Raw genomic sequence first — 17,572 nt, 5'->3', positions numbered from 1 at the left:
TCGAGCAATTATAAAATAAAGTGAAAATTAAAGAGATTTTATTCGCTCAAATCCTTTAATTTCTTTCAGAACATTGATAACTGCTAAAGGTATCAGTCCGGCAGTTTCTCGATCTGCCATGATTTCGGAACGGATAAATGTTCCATTGAATCGTTGAAAATTAATTTTTTTTAAAGCGCCAATTTTTTTGCCATGATTTGATAAATATTGACGGATCCATTCGCTATTTGAATAAAAAATCTCAAAATTCCCCAAAATCTCTAGCATTGTTGTGGTCCATTTAGAGATATTATGTAAATCAGGAATAGGATAAATTTGAAAATAACTTGCTGCAATATCTTGTTCTTTTAAAGCGGCCTCTATCATCTTTCTTCGTTCGTCAAAAGAAAATGGATTATCTGCTGTGTGAGAATATTGCGAGGAGCCTATACCAATTTTTATAAATTTTACCTCTTGGAAGATTTCAAGAATTAATTGAAGATGTCCATTATGAAAAGGTTGGAATCGCCCTACTATCGCTCCTACTGAAAATCGGTTCGCATCGTCTTGATTGGTGGCAGAAATGGGGGTTAAAGATTGTTTTGACTTTTGGTTCTCTTCATATTCAGTAATTAATATTGATTGGAGATTTTGGGTAATAATTCTTTTCCAATATTCGTGAGTTATGTGAACAAAGTTTTCTTGATTTAGCAGGATGGTCATTTCTTCCTGAGTGTAAAACCCCGATTCAGGTGCTACTTCTTTTAAATCAATGTGGATGGCATCCTCAATAAGAGCAATAAAATTATAGGCCAATTCACATGCTTTTTCCCGATTATGTTCTATTTTCATATCCAAAAATCGACCATAGATTACTTTTGCACCCATTTCTTCAGTCAATTCTCGCCATGCTTCTGTTTGAATGTGTTCAAAAGAGAAATTTTCATGAAATTGGACATGTCCTGAAGCGGAATCGCAATATTTTAATGGTAAAACTTTTCGAGTCACTGAACGCCTTTGAACAAGATATTTTCCATCAAGCGTAAAAGCATATACTCTGCAGATGATGAATGAAAGATTTTTCTGGTTTTTTTCTTCCCGTGTTGCTGGATAAACTATTGAGGATAACTTGCCCGTATGAAATTTGGGTAAGTCTGTCTCATGAAAACATGCAACAATCTCGGTTTTAGATGATACCTTCATAAATTATCCCTCATTCTTGTATTTTTAGGAAAAAAAAGGTTTTATTGGCTAAAGGGGAATTCTGTAAATTCGCTAAATAATGCCCCCATTATTTCTAACTTGAATGAATCTTCCAAGGCTGCATCAATTACCTCATCAGCTCGAGCCTTATTGCAACAAATCTCCAAAAATCCGCTGGATCCTTCAATCAGCAATAATTGATCTGAATCATGCCCTGCAAAGGTAGGGGTGGCAATTATAGGGTGATTTTTTTCCCTATGATGCAAATGATAGGAACATTTTTTGTTAAAAGTAAACATCTGGAATTCTACGATTGGAATTGTTGTTATTATATTCCCAAAATCATCAATATATTGAATTTTAGCTGTAATAAATTGCTTATCCTCTGATATTTCGGGTTCAATATTCAATATAACATCCAATTCATCCTTTGGTTCCCCTATGCTAAACAAATCAAGACCATTTGATAAATGAGCTCCAACAGGCATCATTATATCCCTTCCATGAAAGGTGCTTGTAATTGGGGTCAATTGAGTAGGGGCAATTGAAGTGGTATCTGGAATCGATCTTGGGATTTCATCCGAATCAATCTTCAATCGGTTTGAATTTTCTAAAGGATTGATCCCTTGATCTTGCGTGTAGACATCCTTTTGAAATTCTTGACGTTTTTCAACGATTTTTAATGCTTCAGCGTACCTCGGATTATAGAAATCAGGTTCAGTAATCTTTATTATCATGCTAATCAAGTTTTTCTGGGCAAAATAGGAAAATATTCCATTATCTGGACCTATTAATATATAATTATCTATGGTTTGGATGGCTACAATATCGCGATCCGAGCCGACTCCTGGATCTATCACGCATACAAAGATAGATTCTGCTGGAAATGTATCGTAGACGGTATACAATGTGTAAGCCGCTTCCATTATTGAAAAAGGAGTTATTGTGTGGGAGACATCAATAAAACGTACATTTTGATTAATTTTTAATGCGACTCCCTTCATTTCTGCGACATAATGTTGGCCACGCATTCCAAAATCTGTAAGTATACCAATTATGGTCATGTTGATTACCTTAAATTGTTCATTAAATGAAATGTAGTAAAAAAAAATACTTCTTATCTATTGAATTTTTTATCAACCCTGACATATTCTGCGAGTGCTTTCGCTTTTAGTGCATATTCTTCAGAACGGGTTGAATCCATCAGGTCCTCTGATGCTTCAGATGCTTTCTTGAAAAAACGTTGGGCTTTAGTGAAATCGCCAGCTTTTAAACTACTAAGGGCTTTATCTACAAAATCATCCCGTTTTTTCAATAAGGATGGTGTTTTCCGAGCTAAGTTAATTTTGGATTTATACATGGAAACTAAATCTTTTTCCCCTAAATTTTCAGCATGTTTCTTTGCAGTTGCATATTCACGCTCCGCTTTATCAAAGTCTCGGTTCTTATATGCTTTCTCGGCGGTATTATGGGCTGCATAAAGTTTTTTTGGGATTTTTTTAATTTTATCTAATAGAATATTGGCTTCATCAAACTTTCCACGCTTATTTAAGGATTTGACCTTGTCAGTTAACCGCTTTTCAATTTCTTTTTGATCCAAAATAAATTGAGGTTTGTCAAAATGTTGGGCATGGCGTTGCTCAATTAGGATAATTAAATCCCCATTGGGCTTATCTTTAAATTCGGCCATTTTTTCCACAAACATTTTTAATGCATCTTTATGAATTTCTGTGTTTATATCACGTTCTAAAATGACTCCTCCAATTAATTCCACGATTTTTCTTTTGACATCTAATTCCTTTTTATATGTAAAAAGTTGGGCATCGGCGAGTAAGGTGAGAACATACGATTTATCTGAATGTCCTGTTCGAATCCGTAAAAATTCATTGTCACCAATTTCAATTTGGGGTGATTCTGGGGATAAATACACTGCTTTACGTGCAATTTTTGCATCATCAACTACGAAGAAGAAGCTACCAAGGGCCATTTTTTTCACTCATCATAGATAATGATCCTCGATCTTAAAGATTTTTCTCCTATAAAGAATCCACCTTTTTTATTGGTGTAATTGAAGAATGTAAAAAAAAAGATATTATTTTTGGGCGGAAGCTGCAGTTGTTTGTTTGGTTAACTTGATTGCTTTGGCTTGGCCCAAAATTTGACGGAGTGACGTAATGATAGAGAGCATTTGAGTCATATACAAATTTTCACCAATGGCATAATTAATATTTTTGAGTTTTTTCACCGCTTCGATTTGATCCTTTCCAATATTTTCGAGGGATTTTTCATTCCAGAGGGATTGGATCTCATCGTCGATATGTTTTTTAATTTCATCCAATGATTCTTTAGTATTCGAGCGCCCTTTTTTAATAACCTCAATAATTAACCGCATATTTTCATTGACTGCAGTCAGTGATTCCATTAAATTCTTGGAATTATCTTCAAGAGCTCGATTCAAATTTTCAATTTGAGCAATTGTTCCATCTAAAGATTGGGTTATGCTGTTAATCGATGTGGCAATATCCTGCAAGTAATTTTGTGACATTTTTTATTCTCCTTTTAATGTATTTAGTTTGGGGGGGGGATTGTCCCGGGTGGAGGACCTAAATCCTTTAAGTTTTTTTTCTTATCTGGTGCAGCAGGTGGAGGGGTTGGAGGTGAAGGGCTTGTTGGTGGAGGTACTGATGCCGAAGGAGTCGGTTGAGGGGAAGGATTTGATTTTCCTGATAAAGAATCATCCACTCGTTGTAAAAGATCTTCGCTGGACCCTGTTGTTTCTTTACTACTTGGCCCTTCCTTTACTTCTCGGATAGAGTCAAGCACTTCGCGGAGTAAAATATCCACCGTTTCTGGTTTTAGTGCCTCTTGTGAGAGATCCACAAATTGGTTAAGCCTGCCAGTTAATTCATCAAGATCTTTAAGGCCAACTCGTTCTTGCAAAAGTTGGATTTCTTGAACTGCTTCTTCACCAATTTGTTTAAACACCAGATTCTGGGTTTCTCCTTCTTTTTCAACTGATTCCGTCATTGATTTGATTGAATCTACCAACGATTGAACCTTCTCTCCTAAATTCGTATTTAGGGACTCAACACTTCCTTGAAGGGTTTGGATTGATTTACCCAATGTGGCGATACGTGAATATATGTTCTGTAAGAGGTCAGTTAGCATTTCTGACATGATTTTTCCCATTCCAAAGCATTCTACATGAGAATTTCTTTTTTTTATAACTACTTTTATATTTGGTTTTTGCTCATAAATATTTTTTCTTTTAACCCAGCTATAGCATAAAATCTTTGTCAGAAATGAGCATTTTTGGTTCATAAATATTTGAAATATATCATCGAATACGAATGTATTTCCAAATATGTAATTTCTAAATATTTTTTAGCAATGATCAACTATTTGTATTGTGGCGGAAATACTCGTAAAAAAAGCGAAAAATCCGAAGCGAAGACCTGCTTCTGAGCTTCTTCAAGATTCGGATTTATTTACTTCCGATTTTCAACCTATGGTGAAATCTATTTTCTGGAGCACCACTGGGTTTTATTTTCTAGGTTTTGTTATTCCTCAATTTGCTGAAATGATTGGGGTGCAGGATGTTCAGCTAGGTCTAATTTATTCTTTCATTACTATGGGCAACATTATTTCTGCTCCCATAGTCGGTTTCTTGGCAGATAAAATATCTAAGAAAGTTCTTGGATCTTTTGGCGTTTTTGGAAGAGGGCTTTCGTATTTTGTTATGTATTTGGCGATCTTATTGCGATCTTATGTTTTATTTGTCCTTTCGTGTATAATTTTAGGTTTTGTTGTAAGTTTCTTTTGGATTCCCTTTAATCAATTGATTGCGCAAAAATCTCATCATGATCACCGGAGTTTTGCCTATTCTCAGCGAGCTTCCGCCGTTGGAAAAGGAGGTTTAGTTGGGGGGATTATTGGTTTTGGATTGTTCATTGTAGGGCAACGATTTCAGTTTCCTATCTATCTGCTCTATAGTTCGATCATATTATTTGCTGGGGCGAATTTTTATGCCGGATACCTATTTCTTAGGGCTGTTGATGAGGATTTAACTCTCCATTCTGCGGAAGTCGATAGTAATCCTATATTAATTAATACTACAGAAAAAGAAACTATAAAAGGGAAATCTCCCATTCCAAAGATGTTGTTGATTGGGTTAATTTTTATCATGCTTTCGTATTTTATTGGGAGTATCAATTCGGAAATTAGTAAACCCTTTTTGCAGACATTCATTATGCGAACCGTCACGGATGATCCAACCCTCATTATTCTTATATTCATGCCCTCCAGTATTCTTCCTATGTTACTCGCCCCTAAATTGGGTTCTCTTGTGGAACGAATCAATATTTATTGGGGTTTGATTGCTGCTGCTTTGCTCGGGGCTCTTCTCACCTTGTTTTTGATAAATGTCCAAAATATGATCCTCTTCTCCTTCTTGCTCATTTTTGATACCGCCGTTGCGATTAGTCAAAGTTTGATCTTGGATAAGTTCGTCTCTCGAATCTCAAAGGAACATCGGGGAAAACTCTTTGGAAGTCGCCTATTCTTTGCGAATATTGGCGCTGCTTTGGGACCGATTTTAGGTGGAATTGTGTGGCGGGTTTATGGTATTAAAATGCCGTTTATTATCTCGATCGTTGTTGAAGTGGCCTTGATTCCGCTCTTCTTCCTTGCTATTAAAAAAACAACTCCCTTCTTGGAAGAGAAATAAACTCTAATCTTTTTTTTTTGCCTTTCTACTTTCTTCATATCCAGTAGTTGCGATATTCATTAATATAATCGTCCATTGTGCGTGGATTGCGATTCAATATTTGAGCTAAATCTATATATACATCCTTCGCATGCCCTGCTCTTACATTCCAATAAAGAAGTTTCACAATCCTGATAAATTTTTGATCAAATCCATATGTAAGCATTTTTTTATTGAATACTTTGGGAGATGGTTCTGAATACTTTATTGGAAATCCAAGTATATTAGTCATCTTCTTTGCAACTTCATAATAATCAAGTGCAACAGATCCTGTTAAGTTTGGAGTCTGAGCGATATATTTGTCCTTAGTTAGAACTATCGCGGCTGTTTCTCCGATATCTCTCGCATCAATAAATGCAGTCTTTCCGTTTCCTGCCGGTATTAACAGATCATGTTCCTTTTGAATGACAAGTTGATGAGTTGTATTCAAATTTTGCATAAAAAAGCCACAACGTAACATTGTGAAGGGAATTTTGTATCGCTTTATATATTTTTCAACATGCCAGTGTGGTACCAGCGGGTTTACACCGATAATTGAGAGAAATACTACATGCTTAACTCCCGCATTTTTTGCATGTTTGATGAATGGAGCCATCAATTTGCGAATATTTGCAATTGCAGGGGGTCGCATGAGAAATAGTTTTGTAATTCCTTGAGTACAAGTAAGAAAGGAACTGGGATCATAATAATCTAGTTTTCGAAAATTGATCTCCTTACCAAACTCACTACGTACCTTTTTCTCATCATAATCTGCTACGATGATTTCTGTGTTAGGATCAGAATATTGTTGTAGATATTTGAACACTTCTCGACCAACATTTCCGAGAACTCCCGTTACTAAAATTTTTACCATAATACTCTGAATAAGGTTTTTTAAAATATAAATTAATTCGTTTCCGAAATATTCCTTTCCGAATTATTCTTGTCCGAAGTATTATATGAGAAAAAAAACTACTTTGTGTAATGAGAGACTTTTCATCAATTGGATTGTTAATCGCACAAATTCATCAAACATCAGATAGAGTATTTGAACGCAAATTACGGGAGGCTTCCCTTCAAAAATTGAGTGCTTCTCAAGGAAGGGTTCTATTTTTGCTTGAATCCCATGAGAAAATAACGGTTCATAAACTATCTCAACTGGCTTCTTTAAGCAATTCAACATTGAGTCAACTTCTGGATTCATTAGAAAAAAAAGGAATTATTTCAAGAGTTAGAAATACCGAAGATCGACGGAAAGTTCACATCGTGAAAACTTCCTTATTTGATCAATATTTCTTAACTTATAAAAATGTGCTCGAAGAAATGATAACGGTTTACTTTAAGGATTTTGCACCAGATCAAAGGAAATTATTTGAGAAAATGACCTTACAAGTACTGTCGAATTTAGTAAAAGAAGAACATGAGAGTTCTTCAAATGATTCTTAAACTTGAAAAAATATTAATTTCACGAATCGAGATTAACTACAAATCTCAAAGGAAAATCTAGGAATATGTTTCTTAGGTGGGATTGTGCGGGGTTTAAATTCTTTTACAAGCCTATTAATCGATCTTTTATGAAATGGTATTGATTTTACTATTCTTTCTAATCATGAAAAATAATTTCTTTTTTAGAAGAAAATTTAATTCTTTTTTGTTCCATTTTTATTTGGAAACCCTTTCCACTTTTGCTTTCCTTTATAATCAAATCGATCAAGAAGAAATCGTTCAAGCACCTTTCCAAAAAATTTTTAATTTTCGTTGCAATAATTAAGATAAGACGAAAGTCTTACTGTGGGAGAGTAGCATAGCCTGGTCAATGCGCTGGTCTTATATGAGATATGGGCGCACATATTCACATTGCCCATATTCGCTGAGATAGCCAGATATCGAGGGTTCGAAGCCCTCCTTTCCCACGATCTTTTCTATTTTTTAGATTATCGTTGAATCCATAAAACCAAAAAAAAAATTCTTCACTTTCTAAAAAATCTTTATTTATTTGCCAAAATCTTTCAAATGTGAGGTGTCATTGAATGATTTCAAAACATTTTGTTGATAATTCTCTTTATATTGTAGAATTGAAATACTCGCTGGGGAAGCTGAGAAGTAAGACGAAACCAACATTTGGACATCATATTTTAACCACCAAGCAACAATAAAAGCTAAAGTGCATCCATGGGTTACTATGATATAGTTGTGATTTTCGGATTTAGTAATCCGCTCCATACAATCACACACTCGAAAATAGAATTGTTTCCATGTTTCTCCTTGTGGAAATTCTCGATAGTCCAAATTGAATCCCTTTTCTGTTCGAGGATTCCGATGGGCATTCGCCCAATCTTTCGTTTTTCCTGCAGCAATGCCCGTATTAATTTCTCGAAGATCCTTATCTATCTTAATTTCTAAATTCAAGTGTTTTCCAATAACTTCAGCAGTCTGATAAGCTCGTTTCAAATCCGAAGCATACAGTACATATTTTTCGTTCAAAATATCTACTCTGAGTCTTTTTCCGATGAGATCTGCTTGTTTTCTTCCCAAAGATGTCAGTGGTGTATCCGTCCATCCTCCGGACATATTATTGATGTGATGTTCAGATTGACAGTGTTGAATGATGATTAGTTTAGTCAAAGAGATCGCCTAAATTCCAATTATTGGAATTAATTCTCTATGAGATTAGAATCTTTCACTCAAAGAAAGTATTGTTAGAAATTTTTGGAGTTATAATCCATATCTTAAAAAAAAATCAACGAAAAAATTGTTAGCGGTGATAATAATGCGTATTTACTGCATCATCCTCAATTTTTTGACTGGAGTTGACACTTAGTATTATGAAATAGGCAAATTGGATTAAGATCAGTACAATGAAGTAAATTCACAGTTCTCCCAATTGATCAAAATAGATTTTATAATAAGTCATTGGAATACTAATTTTTTTCCCATGATCTTTCATTCTGCACGAGATTTGACCCATTGAACCGCTTTATTCGCCAATTTTGTTTTATTTCAATAATTTTTATTATATTTTCTTTTAAAGAAGAGAAGAATTATTGATTCATATCGATTATTCAAATATTGTTCGAGCTGCCATTTGAGGAGGATTTAAAGGAGTTCAATTACAGATGGAATATCTCCAGAAAAATCTCACAAAAGCCATGCTAATGACAAGTGTTTGGGATTTGAAAGAGATTTCAACCGAGATTCTTATCTAATGTTTTTTTTAATTAAGTTCATAATAAGAGTAAAGTAAAAAAAAAATTGTTGTTTAGTAGCCTATTTAGAATCTAAATCGATCTTTTTTTTTGAATAACCCTAAGGATGTGATCCCAATGCAACCAATTAAAATTTCTAAAGAAAAACCAAAAATATGGCGATTGTTCTCAATTTCTCCATTATCAATTATTTCCCATCCAAAAGTATTTATAATATAATCTCGTTTTATTGCCGCTTCTCCTGAGCTGTATTGAGAGTTTCCTGCATTAAATTTCACTCCATGTTGTAATGAAAGTTGTGCCCAACTAGTTAACAAGGAGTCGTAATTTTCTGTAGATAATTTAATCCCAAAGAACATATCTTCCATATTTGTGACTCTTGAGATATCCCAGCTTCCGATATCTTGGTTGAAAGATGTTGCTCGGTAGAACATTGACCTCATATCTGTAACTCTTGAAACATTCCATCTTCCGATATCTTGATTGAAGGCAGATGCATAACAAAAAATCGAATCCATATTCAAGACACTCGAAGTATCCCAATTTCCGAGGTCTTGATTGAAAGCAGATGCGCCATTAAACATATGTCCCATTTCTTTGACATTTGAGACATTCCATTCTCCAATATTTTGGTTGAAAACAGATGATCCTTTGAAAACTGATGCCATAGATGTTGCACTCGAAACATCCCAACCTCCGATATCTTGATTAAAAACAGATGCATAATAAAACAATCCATTCATATTTTCGGTACTCGAAACATCCCAACCTCCGATATCTTGATTGAAGGCTGATGTATCACTAAACATATGCTCCATATTGACAACATTGGATACATTCCATCTTCCAATATCTTGATTGAAGGCTGATGTATCACTAAACATGTGCTCCATATTGACAACATTGGAAACATTCCATCTTCCAATGTCTTGATTGAAGAGAGATGCGCCATTAAACATATATTTCATATTAATAACATTAGATACATCCCAATTTCCGATGTCTTGGTTGAATGTATCTACGCCGCAAAACATAAAATCCATTTTCAAAACTTTCGAGACATTCCAAATACCAATATTTTGATTGAAGGCAAGCGTCCTATAGAACATATCTCTCATATCCGTAACTTTCGAGACATTCCAATTTCCGATATCTTGATTGAACATAGATGAATAACAAAACATTCTATTCATATTTAGAACACTTGAGACATTCCAATTGCAAATGTCTTGATTGAAGCTATCTGCGCCGAGGAACATAGAGCCCATGTTTAATACTCTCGAAACATCCCACTTGCTCATATTTCCCATATTACCTAAATTATCGCACCCATAAAAAGCACGATATAATGTTGTTGTCTCCGTTAAGTTTAATGCATCGGTAGCAGTGAGATTTAAGTTTGTACAACCCGCGAAATTACTTCCTTCATTTCCTAAATTCAACGTCCCCCATTGTGATATTTCTACTATCTTATCTTTATCACCCGTAAAATTGAAGCTCCATCCCACCAATTTTCCAGTGATAATCACATTATAAATCCCTGGTTTTGAATATGTATGGGTAATATTGCTATCCGAATAGGATGTAATGTTATCCTTTTTCCCATCTCCCCACTGTACTAAGAAATTATAGTTACCATTTGAGATTAAGGGGAGATGAATTTGATTTTGAGCACTTGATCCATAACTTGATTTCTGAGAATTCCACACTGAGAGAAACGCTGTTGAATCATCACTGGAAGGAGCGGGGAAATCTTCTGAATTGTGATTTTTCGGCGGATTTTCTGCGTTATTTACCATTTCGGTCCTAAAATGAAGCAATAGAAAAAGAAAGATAATCGATAAAAGAGAAAATTGAAAAATAAATGAGTTATATTTTTTTGATCTTTTTATCTTAATCATATTGTAATTTAGGATGAATTAGTAAATATGCTTTTCTTTTAAAAGGGTTTTTTTTTCTCCAAAATTTTTTGTGTTTTTTTCTCAACAATCTCAACTTTCAAAACTCGTTATGTATATGGTTTGATGTGCTTAAAATACTCGTAATTGATGCTGAATATGTGTTAATTGGGATGTATGTTGTTCGGGCTGCAATTGGATGGGGTTCTCTTGGAGTTCGACTCAAGATGGAATATCTTCAAAAAAACTTCGCAAAGCCTTGCTCATGACTGGGATGCGGAATTTGAAATTAATTTCTCCTACGATATTTCTAGACTTTTTTTTTTTGGAATACTTAGTTAAAATTTAAAAATTGTATCTCCATTATACTCAAGGGGATTATGACCGTGGAAGATGCTTTAATGGCTGTGAAGACAGGAGCTTCGGCCATTATGGTGTCCAATCATGGAGGGAGAGTACTAGATTGCACTCCTGGTACTGCCTCCGTTTTAGCTGAAATTGTTAAAGCCGTTGATGGAAAAATCAAAATTTTGGTGGATGGAGGCGTCCGGACAGGTTTTGATGTATTGAAAATGCTCGCCTTAGGGGCGGAAGCCGTGCTAATTGGAAGGGATGTTGTTCGTGCTGCGATTGGAGGTGGATCAAGAGGGGTTCAATTACAAATGGAATATCTCCAGAAGGATCTTGCAAAAGCAATGTTGATGACAGGGGTACGAAGTTTGCAAGATATTACTCCTGCCCTTCTTATGAAATAACTTTTTTTATTAGACCAAGGCAAAATTTAAAAATTGTATCTCCATTATTTTTTCATTCTATGGCTTTTCATCCTTCTACCAAAAATTTTTACTTGATTACAACTAATTCTCAGTTAAAAACCTTTTTTGGGGACGCTAAAGGGAGCATCCTCTTTGATAAATTTAGAATTAACTTCGAAACTCTCGACAAATCAAATTCATTTTTAATGCCCGATGAAATCAGTCAACGTTTAGGTGCAAGTGCTATATTTGTATTGAGTTTATTCATAACTCTTGAGAAGCAAAATGTTTCTTTTGATGATTTACAAAAAATTTCTCTCAATGTCTATTGTGATATTATGAATCTCCAAATTAAATCCCTAGCTGCACCATTAGAAGTCAGCGAAAATCCTTGGGAAGATTTTTTGAGTTTATTACAGAAAAATAATCTCGAAATGTATGATAACGATTATTACCAGCTTCAATACACCTATAATGAACGGTCACGGTTTGGATTTGATTTTCATCAATGTTTAGTGCATAAAATTTTACTACATAATGATCATCCTGAATTAACACCGATTATTTGTAAATTTCATTCGATTTTCAGTGATAATTTTCAAAAATGGGCGAATTTTTCACAGTTTGAAACAATTGCAAAAGGTTATGATAGATGCACCTTTCGATATTTCAAAAATTAAATGTTTTGCAAATTTTAAAGTCATAATTTAGAATATTCGCGTTGAAAATAGAAAATAGATCGCTGTAAAAAACAAACACACTGGCGCACTCGTATAAAACAATTTAATTTCCCCGATATTTTGTAAAGTGATGATTCCCAGATAAAATAGTGCAATGAAGAAAAGAATTATAGCAGGTCCGATGATCGTTAAGTTTGAGATTAAATCCACCGAAATGGCGAATTTTTGTTGAAATTGGGAAAAGAAGCAAATCAGAAAAATAATATATCGGAATATAGTTGTTTGATCATATTGGTGGAATGGTACCTTTGAATTATTTTTTAACAAATTATAATGCTTCAATTCAAAAGTAGTTGTTAATAGAAGAAGGGAATATAATAGTAAGAAGCTCCACACCGGTGCATTGACTTGAGGAAAATTCCAAATGTATCCAATTTGATTATAGGGGATCAAAATCATAGGGAAAACTAAAGAAAATATGAGTGTTTTTAATAGGGTTCGCCATTCTATATGTAATTGTTGTTTTTTCTTTTTAAATCCAAGATAAAATCCTAGAGCAATAAAATCACAGAAGCAAAGGCAAATTAAAAATCCTAAAAATGCACTAAGACCTAGAAAATTACAAAAATTTCCACCCAAAATAAAAAAAATGCCTTCTAATAATATCGGAGTGTTATTATCCGATAAATAATGTTTTTGTTCAAGGTTCTGAAACATTTCTGAATTATTTTTAGATAAATTTGGTTTTTGTTCGCTTAGGTGTGAAAAAAATAGTTTTTTACTAATATTTCCAAAAATAACGGCACTAATAAGAAATAAGAGAAGTCGAATCCAGTAGAAATCTAAAATCAGCAATGGTAACATTACAATCTGATTTTGAGTAGTGGTTACATGGAATTTTTGATCAAACCAAGAACAACTTAAGTGTTGAGCTTCAACTCCATCCACATTCCGGTGATTACAATCAGATAAAATGGTAAGATTGTCTTTGGATGGATTCAAAAAAGATTCATAGAACTCGATTGAATATGAAACATCGATTAAGGAGTCTTGTTCGCCATGGATTAAAAGAATTGAACATTGATCATAGTTATTGTTGGGATTAGATGGATTCCTAATCATATTTTCTTGGGTTGAACGATAATTATAAGAAAGCCCAAACAATGATGGACATCCTGGATTATTTTGTAATAGTTTAGAGAGGTTACTTGCTGGGGCCATTGCTACGCAAGATTTAAAAATACTACTTTGGTTGCAAAGCAATAAAGCAATCGTGCCCCCAAATGATTTTCCAAGAAGACCGACATTATTTGGGTCAATAGACTCGAACTCATCGCAAATGATCTGAAGCCCTTCTAAGATATCTTGAGGTTCTTGTAGACCAAATGTGAAAATTCCTTCTGATTTTTGATGTCCCCGCAAATCGGGAGTGTAAACAACATATCCATCCATAGCCAAATTTAATGCTTCATTCGTCAAAGTTCCTCTATGGGATTGATATCCATGTAATATTATGATCAGATTTAATGAAGAGGGTGCGAGATCCTCGCTGAATAATGGTGGAAAGTACAGATCCCCTGATATTAAGGTTCCATCTTTGGAATTAAATTCAATTTCTTCACTATTTATTAAACCTTGGGAGTAAATCTGAGTCTTCTGATTATAACATAAACCGAGTATGGAATTTAGAAGTAAAAGAGACACTAAAAAGATAAGAGGTAATTTAACAGGCGCTTTTACGGGATGAGGTTTGGGCCCATGGAAAAAAATATGTCTCATAACAACATACATGTAAGATCGAGATTATAAATGTGCTACGTTTATTTGACAAAATCAAGCATATTTCAAAACACGATTTTTTTCTATGTGTAATTCTTAAAATTTGTGGAAAATTTGCATTAAAATGAGTATTGGATTCTACTCAAAAATCAAAAAAACATTGAATGTAAAACAGAAAGAAATACATAATAAAAGCATTATAAAATGATACAAGTGGTAATCAATCACCAAATGGTTCTGTTCAGTATGACTTTTGCGCAAAGGAGGAATTTTACATTAATTTGTTGAAAAGAATTTAGTTTTTCAATGTTTTATGTTTTTAAATAATTTTTCAAGATTTTGGCTTGAATAGATATAAAAACAATCTTTGTGAAGTAAAATAAACAATTCATCATTGCTTACTAAATTATATTGCTCACGAACCATTTTAGGAATGTAAATTCTTCCTCTCTCATCAATTGTTGTTTTTATTGAATTTCTTAGAATATCAATTATTTTCATTTTTATTCCCTCTGGATGGGATTTTTACCAATCAATTTTAAATAAGTATTTTGACTCCATTATATTAACCATTTAATGTATTATAGATGGATATATAACTATAAAAATTTTGAGTATGTGAAAAATATGCCTGAATTACGAATAATTATTCCAGAAAATATGGAAAAAACCTTAGATTCTTTAATTCGTGCCGGAATTGCTGGTAATAAAGCAGAGATTGTTAGAAGTGCAATAACACAGTATTTGTCTAGTGTTCCAACTGCATGGTCTAAAGACTATGATCTCGAATCAGTATTTTCTCCCGATGGAAGAATTTTACAAGTGGAATATGCAACAATTGCTTCAGAAAAGGGATTATTATCTTTAGGAATTCAAACTAAAAATGGATTAGTGCTTTTAAAAAGAAAATCCCCTGCTTGCCATCCAGATCTTTCAGCTTTACGATATAATGAATATACGAGACCACTGCAAAAACTTTCAAAAAAAATTGAGATCTCTATGACTGGAATCATGGCCGACGGGAAATTAGTAATGAAAAAAGCGAAAGAGATAATGAATCAGAATACAAAGAATGAATCTGTGGATATTTACGCTTTAGTTGAAGATCTTTCTTTTTTTCTCCACAAATTCACCTTAAACAAAGACTTGCGAGTATTGGGTGCTTGTTTTATTATTGGCGGATTTGATTTAACTAATCGCCCAAAACTCTTCCTACTTGATCCATCGGGTTCTATTCATGAAACTAGAGTTGTAGCTATAGGAAATGAGCGTGAAAAAATAACTAAAGAAATTTTGACAAAATTTTCTGATGAAATGTCATTGGATGAATCAATTCAGCTTGCGATTAGATCTACCGTTGTGGATAATGACGATTTAGAGAATATTATTGTAGATACCATCGATGGAAAAACTGGGAATTTTAAAGAATTAAACTTGGAAGAAAAGATGGCTTTTCTAAGAAGTTAAACATTATTTTTTTTTTGATTTTCATCAAGCTTTTTAATTTAAATCAACTAGATTTCCGCAGCGATTTAGTTGTTTGTATAAGAAATCAATGCTCTCAACAGAAGATCGCTAAGATTCAATGATTCTACATCAGTTAAGGAAATCTGGAATAAGAAAAAAGAAAATTCTCCCTAGTAATTTGCGAGAGTAATCAAGAGAAGCGTTAAGTACAAACTATTTGTAAATACAGCTATCATCACATCATGACTTCTTTGGTAAAACCTCCCAGAAATGAGATTTATGATTATAATCAATGGAAGTAGCGGGAGAAGAAATTGTATATTGAACCAACTTTGGAAGATCAAAAGGGATATCAAAACCAGCATCACTATCGGGCTAAAAAATAAAATAAAAACCGACCATTGTCCCCGAAATTTTTGTTTTAATGTATTAAAGCCGTTTCCTTGAAGCACAACGGGTTGGAAAAATTGTGCAAGATTAAATTGGATGAAAAGCATAACCACAAAGAATAATATTGCCCATCCCCATTTGGTAGTGCTTGGAACAATTCCAAAAATATATCCTATTGTCAAATTAAGGATGATATAAAAAAGCATACCAAAAAGGAGCCCCGTAAAACAATTTTTGATGGTGGATTTAGTCCAAAATTGAGAATAATACTCCTTCAATTTCATCCCATTTTTCTTCAGGATATAAAACTGAAAAAGTAATATTGCAGTGGAAGGTCCCAATAATAATGCTGAAAAGAGAACCATATTAAAGATTGGGACGGGTAGCAAAGGTAAAGCCAGAACCATACAAGGGATTGATAGGGGGAGGACAAATATCCAATACTTGCGCATCACTACTTTCAATTCAGATTGATCTAATACTAAATTTGCTTCAGTTAGTTCCTTCGGTTGCAATGAAGGGTAAATTTTCGATAAAACCAGATCTGTTCCTAAGAGAAATAAATAAATCCCAGATAAAGTTGCTAAGATCACACTAGAAAGAAGCAGAAAATAATTTGTGAAGGTGGAATTCGGGGATGTTTCTCCATTCAAGGCTTGTAAAAACCAAAATCTCGTTTCTCGGACGTTATTATAATTGTAAGGTGCCAGAAGATGATCAGTATTGGCGATACACAGTTTCAATGCCGTTCCATTCTGAAAAGATCCATACAAACGATCCGTTTCAATTTCTTCTTCCGAAAGACCTGTTTTATCTGTCATGTATTCCAAAACTCCCGTTAAACTAAATGCTTCATCCCATTTACCTTGAAGAATTAACAAATTTGGGGTATTATATTGAGTTCTTCCCCCTGCTGCCAGACTTACCATGGCTTTAAAATCTGGATCGGTATCCAATAATCGAAATCCCGCTCCACCTCCCATAGAATAGCCTATATAGCCAAGATTGGTCATATTAATATCTCCCCGTTGAGCCATTACTTCCTTAATGGCGAGAATATCAGTAGTGATATCACCTTCCTCAAGAGTTCCACCACTCCTTCCATGTCCCCGAAAATCTAAAGCTATTGCCACAAACCCTTGGGAAGCAAGATCGAGGGCAATAGTTCGCATGAAATTTTTATTCACCATCACTCCATGTCCCAGAATAACACCAGTTCTTAATGAAGGTGTATCTGAATTTGGTTCAAAGATATCATAAACAATTGATACACCATCTGAAGTCACCGTTGTTTGATTGTAAGTTCGACGAATATTTGCTGGAAAAATGGAAAATATCCCAAAAAAGCTAAGAAATATAACAAATACCAGACCAAATATCACAATTTCTTTACGAGTTTTCATCAATTATAGTTTATTTGCCGCCTTAAATAAAGATATTTCAAAACTCTAGAGAATAAAAAGGAAAAAAT

General features: G+C 33.9%; 17 protein-coding genes and 1 tRNA gene. 7 read left to right on the top strand and 11 right to left on the bottom strand.

Translation table 11 applies throughout. From position 1 onward, the window contains the following. Positions 1 to 27: 27 nt before the first annotated feature. The 5 genes from NEF87_RS09210 to NEF87_RS09190 all read right to left on the bottom strand — a co-directional run bounded on the left by NEF87_RS09210 (position 28) and on the right by NEF87_RS09190 (position 4,359). The gene (locus NEF87_RS09210) at positions 28 to 1,182 is read right to left on the bottom strand and encodes a nicotinamide-nucleotide adenylyltransferase (RefSeq protein WP_457919561.1); all 1,155 of its coding nucleotides are present in this window, start codon (positions 1,180 to 1,182) and stop codon (positions 28 to 30) included. A gap of 41 nt (positions 1,183 to 1,223) precedes the next feature. Then, positions 1,224 to 2,246 (bottom strand): SAM hydrolase/SAM-dependent halogenase family protein, encoded by a 1,023-nt coding sequence (locus NEF87_RS09205; RefSeq protein ID WP_457919560.1) that lies wholly within the window; start codon positions 2,244 to 2,246, stop codon positions 1,224 to 1,226. 53 nt (positions 2,247 to 2,299) lie between these two features. After that, positions 2,300 to 3,169, bottom strand: a complete 870-nt coding sequence (locus NEF87_RS09200; protein ID WP_457919559.1) for a hypothetical protein — start codon at positions 3,167 to 3,169, stop codon at positions 2,300 to 2,302. 105 nt (positions 3,170 to 3,274) lie between these two features. Then, positions 3,275 to 3,727, bottom strand: a complete 453-nt coding sequence (locus NEF87_RS09195) for a hypothetical protein (RefSeq protein WP_371806164.1) — start codon at positions 3,725 to 3,727, stop codon at positions 3,275 to 3,277. A gap of 23 nt (positions 3,728 to 3,750) precedes the next feature. Next, positions 3,751 to 4,359, bottom strand: a complete 609-nt coding sequence (locus tag NEF87_RS09190; RefSeq protein ID WP_457919558.1) for a hypothetical protein — start codon at positions 4,357 to 4,359, stop codon at positions 3,751 to 3,753. 232 nt (positions 4,360 to 4,591) lie between these two features. On the opposite strand from NEF87_RS09190, the gene NEF87_RS09185 reads away from it, so the two are divergent. Further along, positions 4,592 to 5,908, top strand: a complete 1,317-nt coding sequence (locus NEF87_RS09185) for an MFS transporter (protein ID WP_457919557.1) — start codon at positions 4,592 to 4,594, stop codon at positions 5,906 to 5,908. 34 nt (positions 5,909 to 5,942) lie between these two features. Here NEF87_RS09185 and NEF87_RS09180 read toward each other — a convergent pair whose 3' ends face one another. Further along, entirely contained in the window at positions 5,943 to 6,800 is an 858-nt protein-coding gene (locus NEF87_RS09180; protein ID WP_457919556.1) for an NmrA family NAD(P)-binding protein, read from the bottom strand. A gap of 110 nt (positions 6,801 to 6,910) precedes the next feature. Between NEF87_RS09180 and NEF87_RS09175 the strand changes: the two genes are divergently transcribed. Then, on the top strand, positions 6,911 to 7,372 hold the full coding sequence (locus tag NEF87_RS09175; RefSeq protein WP_457919555.1) for a MarR family winged helix-turn-helix transcriptional regulator: 462 nt from the start codon (positions 6,911 to 6,913) through the stop codon (positions 7,370 to 7,372). Positions 7,373 to 7,719: 347 nt separating this feature from the next. Next, positions 7,720 to 7,839, top strand: a tRNA-Ile gene (locus tag NEF87_RS09170). Between the two features lie 79 nt (positions 7,840 to 7,918). On the opposite strand, the gene NEF87_RS09165 is transcribed toward NEF87_RS09170, so the two are convergent. After that, positions 7,919 to 8,551 carry a histidine phosphatase family protein gene (locus tag NEF87_RS09165; RefSeq protein WP_457919554.1) on the bottom strand — a complete coding sequence of 211 codons (633 nt, stop codon included), beginning with the start codon at positions 8,549 to 8,551 and terminating at the stop codon, positions 7,919 to 7,921. 646 nt (positions 8,552 to 9,197) lie between these two features. Next, positions 9,198 to 10,931, bottom strand: a complete 1,734-nt coding sequence (locus NEF87_RS09160) for a BspA family leucine-rich repeat surface protein (RefSeq protein WP_457919553.1) — start codon at positions 10,929 to 10,931, stop codon at positions 9,198 to 9,200. Between the two features lie 227 nt (positions 10,932 to 11,158). On the opposite strand from NEF87_RS09160, the gene NEF87_RS09155 reads away from it, so the two are divergent. The 3 genes from NEF87_RS09155 to NEF87_RS09145 all read left to right on the top strand — a co-directional run bounded on the left by NEF87_RS09155 (position 11,159) and on the right by NEF87_RS09145 (position 12,465). After that, complete coding sequence (locus NEF87_RS09155) at positions 11,159 to 11,299, top strand: hypothetical protein (RefSeq protein WP_457919552.1); 141 nt, start codon at positions 11,159 to 11,161, stop codon at positions 11,297 to 11,299. 111 nt (positions 11,300 to 11,410) lie between these two features. Continuing rightward, positions 11,411 to 11,785: an alpha-hydroxy-acid oxidizing protein gene (locus tag NEF87_RS09150; protein ID WP_457919551.1), complete on the top strand. Its 375-nt coding sequence runs from the start codon at positions 11,411 to 11,413 to the stop codon at positions 11,783 to 11,785. A 59-nt stretch (positions 11,786 to 11,844) separates the two neighbouring features. Next, a complete protein-coding gene (locus tag NEF87_RS09145) occupies positions 11,845 to 12,465 on the top strand; it encodes an L-2-amino-thiazoline-4-carboxylic acid hydrolase (RefSeq protein ID WP_457919550.1) in 621 nt (206 codons plus the stop codon). Positions 12,466 to 12,492: 27 nt separating this feature from the next. Here NEF87_RS09145 and NEF87_RS09140 read toward each other — a convergent pair whose 3' ends face one another. After that, complete coding sequence (locus tag NEF87_RS09140) at positions 12,493 to 14,244, bottom strand: alpha/beta hydrolase family protein (protein WP_457919549.1); 1,752 nt, start codon at positions 14,242 to 14,244, stop codon at positions 12,493 to 12,495. Between the two features lie 303 nt (positions 14,245 to 14,547). After that, positions 14,548 to 14,745, bottom strand: coding sequence for an AbrB/MazE/SpoVT family DNA-binding domain-containing protein (locus NEF87_RS09135; protein ID WP_457919548.1), 198 nt, complete (start codon positions 14,743 to 14,745; stop codon positions 14,548 to 14,550). Positions 14,746 to 14,871: 126 nt separating this feature from the next. Here NEF87_RS09135 and NEF87_RS09130 point away from each other — a divergent pair, with 126 nt between their 5' ends. Then, positions 14,872 to 15,711 (top strand): hypothetical protein, encoded by an 840-nt coding sequence (locus NEF87_RS09130; RefSeq protein WP_457919547.1) that lies wholly within the window; start codon positions 14,872 to 14,874, stop codon positions 15,709 to 15,711. Between the two features lie 170 nt (positions 15,712 to 15,881). On the opposite strand, the gene NEF87_RS09125 is transcribed toward NEF87_RS09130, so the two are convergent. Then, positions 15,882 to 17,504, bottom strand: a complete 1,623-nt coding sequence (locus NEF87_RS09125; RefSeq protein WP_457919546.1) for an alpha/beta hydrolase — start codon at positions 17,502 to 17,504, stop codon at positions 15,882 to 15,884. Between the last annotated feature and the right edge of the window lie 68 nt (positions 17,505 to 17,572).

This window comes from Candidatus Lokiarchaeum ossiferum (assembly GCA_025839675.1).
In the GTDB taxonomy this organism is placed as follows: domain Archaea; phylum Asgardarchaeota; class Lokiarchaeia; order Sigyniarchaeales; family Promethearchaeaceae; genus Lokiarchaeum; species Lokiarchaeum ossiferum.
The sequence above is the reverse complement of the archived record's forward strand: the minus strand, read 5'-3'. Positions and strand labels throughout refer to the sequence as shown.

Excerpts from the sequence above, each read along its gene's own strand:
- NEF87_RS09210 (WP_457919561.1), bottom strand. The coding sequence starts at position 1,182 with ATGAAGGTATCATCTAAAACCGAGATTGTTGCATGTTTTCATGAGACA.
- NEF87_RS09205 (WP_457919560.1), bottom strand. The coding sequence starts at position 2,246 with ATGACCATAATTGGTATACTTACAGATTTTGGAATGCGTGGCCAACAT.
- NEF87_RS09175 (WP_457919555.1), top strand. The coding sequence starts at position 6,911 with ATGAGAGACTTTTCATCAATTGGATTGTTAATCGCACAAATTCATCAA.
- NEF87_RS09190 (WP_457919558.1), bottom strand. The coding sequence starts at position 4,359 with ATGTCAGAAATGCTAACTGACCTCTTACAGAACATATATTCACGTATC.
- NEF87_RS09125 (WP_457919546.1), bottom strand. The coding sequence starts at position 17,504 with ATGAAAACTCGTAAAGAAATTGTGATATTTGGTCTGGTATTTGTTATA.
- NEF87_RS09150 (WP_457919551.1), top strand. The coding sequence starts at position 11,411 with ATGACCGTGGAAGATGCTTTAATGGCTGTGAAGACAGGAGCTTCGGCC.
- NEF87_RS09195 (WP_371806164.1), bottom strand. The coding sequence starts at position 3,727 with ATGTCACAAAATTACTTGCAGGATATTGCCACATCGATTAACAGCATA.
- NEF87_RS09180 (WP_457919556.1), bottom strand. The coding sequence starts at position 6,800 with ATGGTAAAAATTTTAGTAACGGGAGTTCTCGGAAATGTTGGTCGAGAA.
- NEF87_RS09160 (WP_457919553.1), bottom strand. The coding sequence starts at position 10,931 with ATGGTAAATAACGCAGAAAATCCGCCGAAAAATCACAATTCAGAAGAT.
- NEF87_RS09135 (WP_457919548.1), bottom strand. The coding sequence starts at position 14,745 with ATGAAAATAATTGATATTCTAAGAAATTCAATAAAAACAACAATTGAT.
- NEF87_RS09145 (WP_457919550.1), top strand. The coding sequence starts at position 11,845 with ATGGCTTTTCATCCTTCTACCAAAAATTTTTACTTGATTACAACTAAT.
- NEF87_RS09140 (WP_457919549.1), bottom strand. The coding sequence starts at position 14,244 with ATGAGACATATTTTTTTCCATGGGCCCAAACCTCATCCCGTAAAAGCG.
- NEF87_RS09130 (WP_457919547.1), top strand. The coding sequence starts at position 14,872 with ATGCCTGAATTACGAATAATTATTCCAGAAAATATGGAAAAAACCTTA.
- NEF87_RS09200 (WP_457919559.1), bottom strand. The coding sequence starts at position 3,169 with ATGGCCCTTGGTAGCTTCTTCTTCGTAGTTGATGATGCAAAAATTGCA.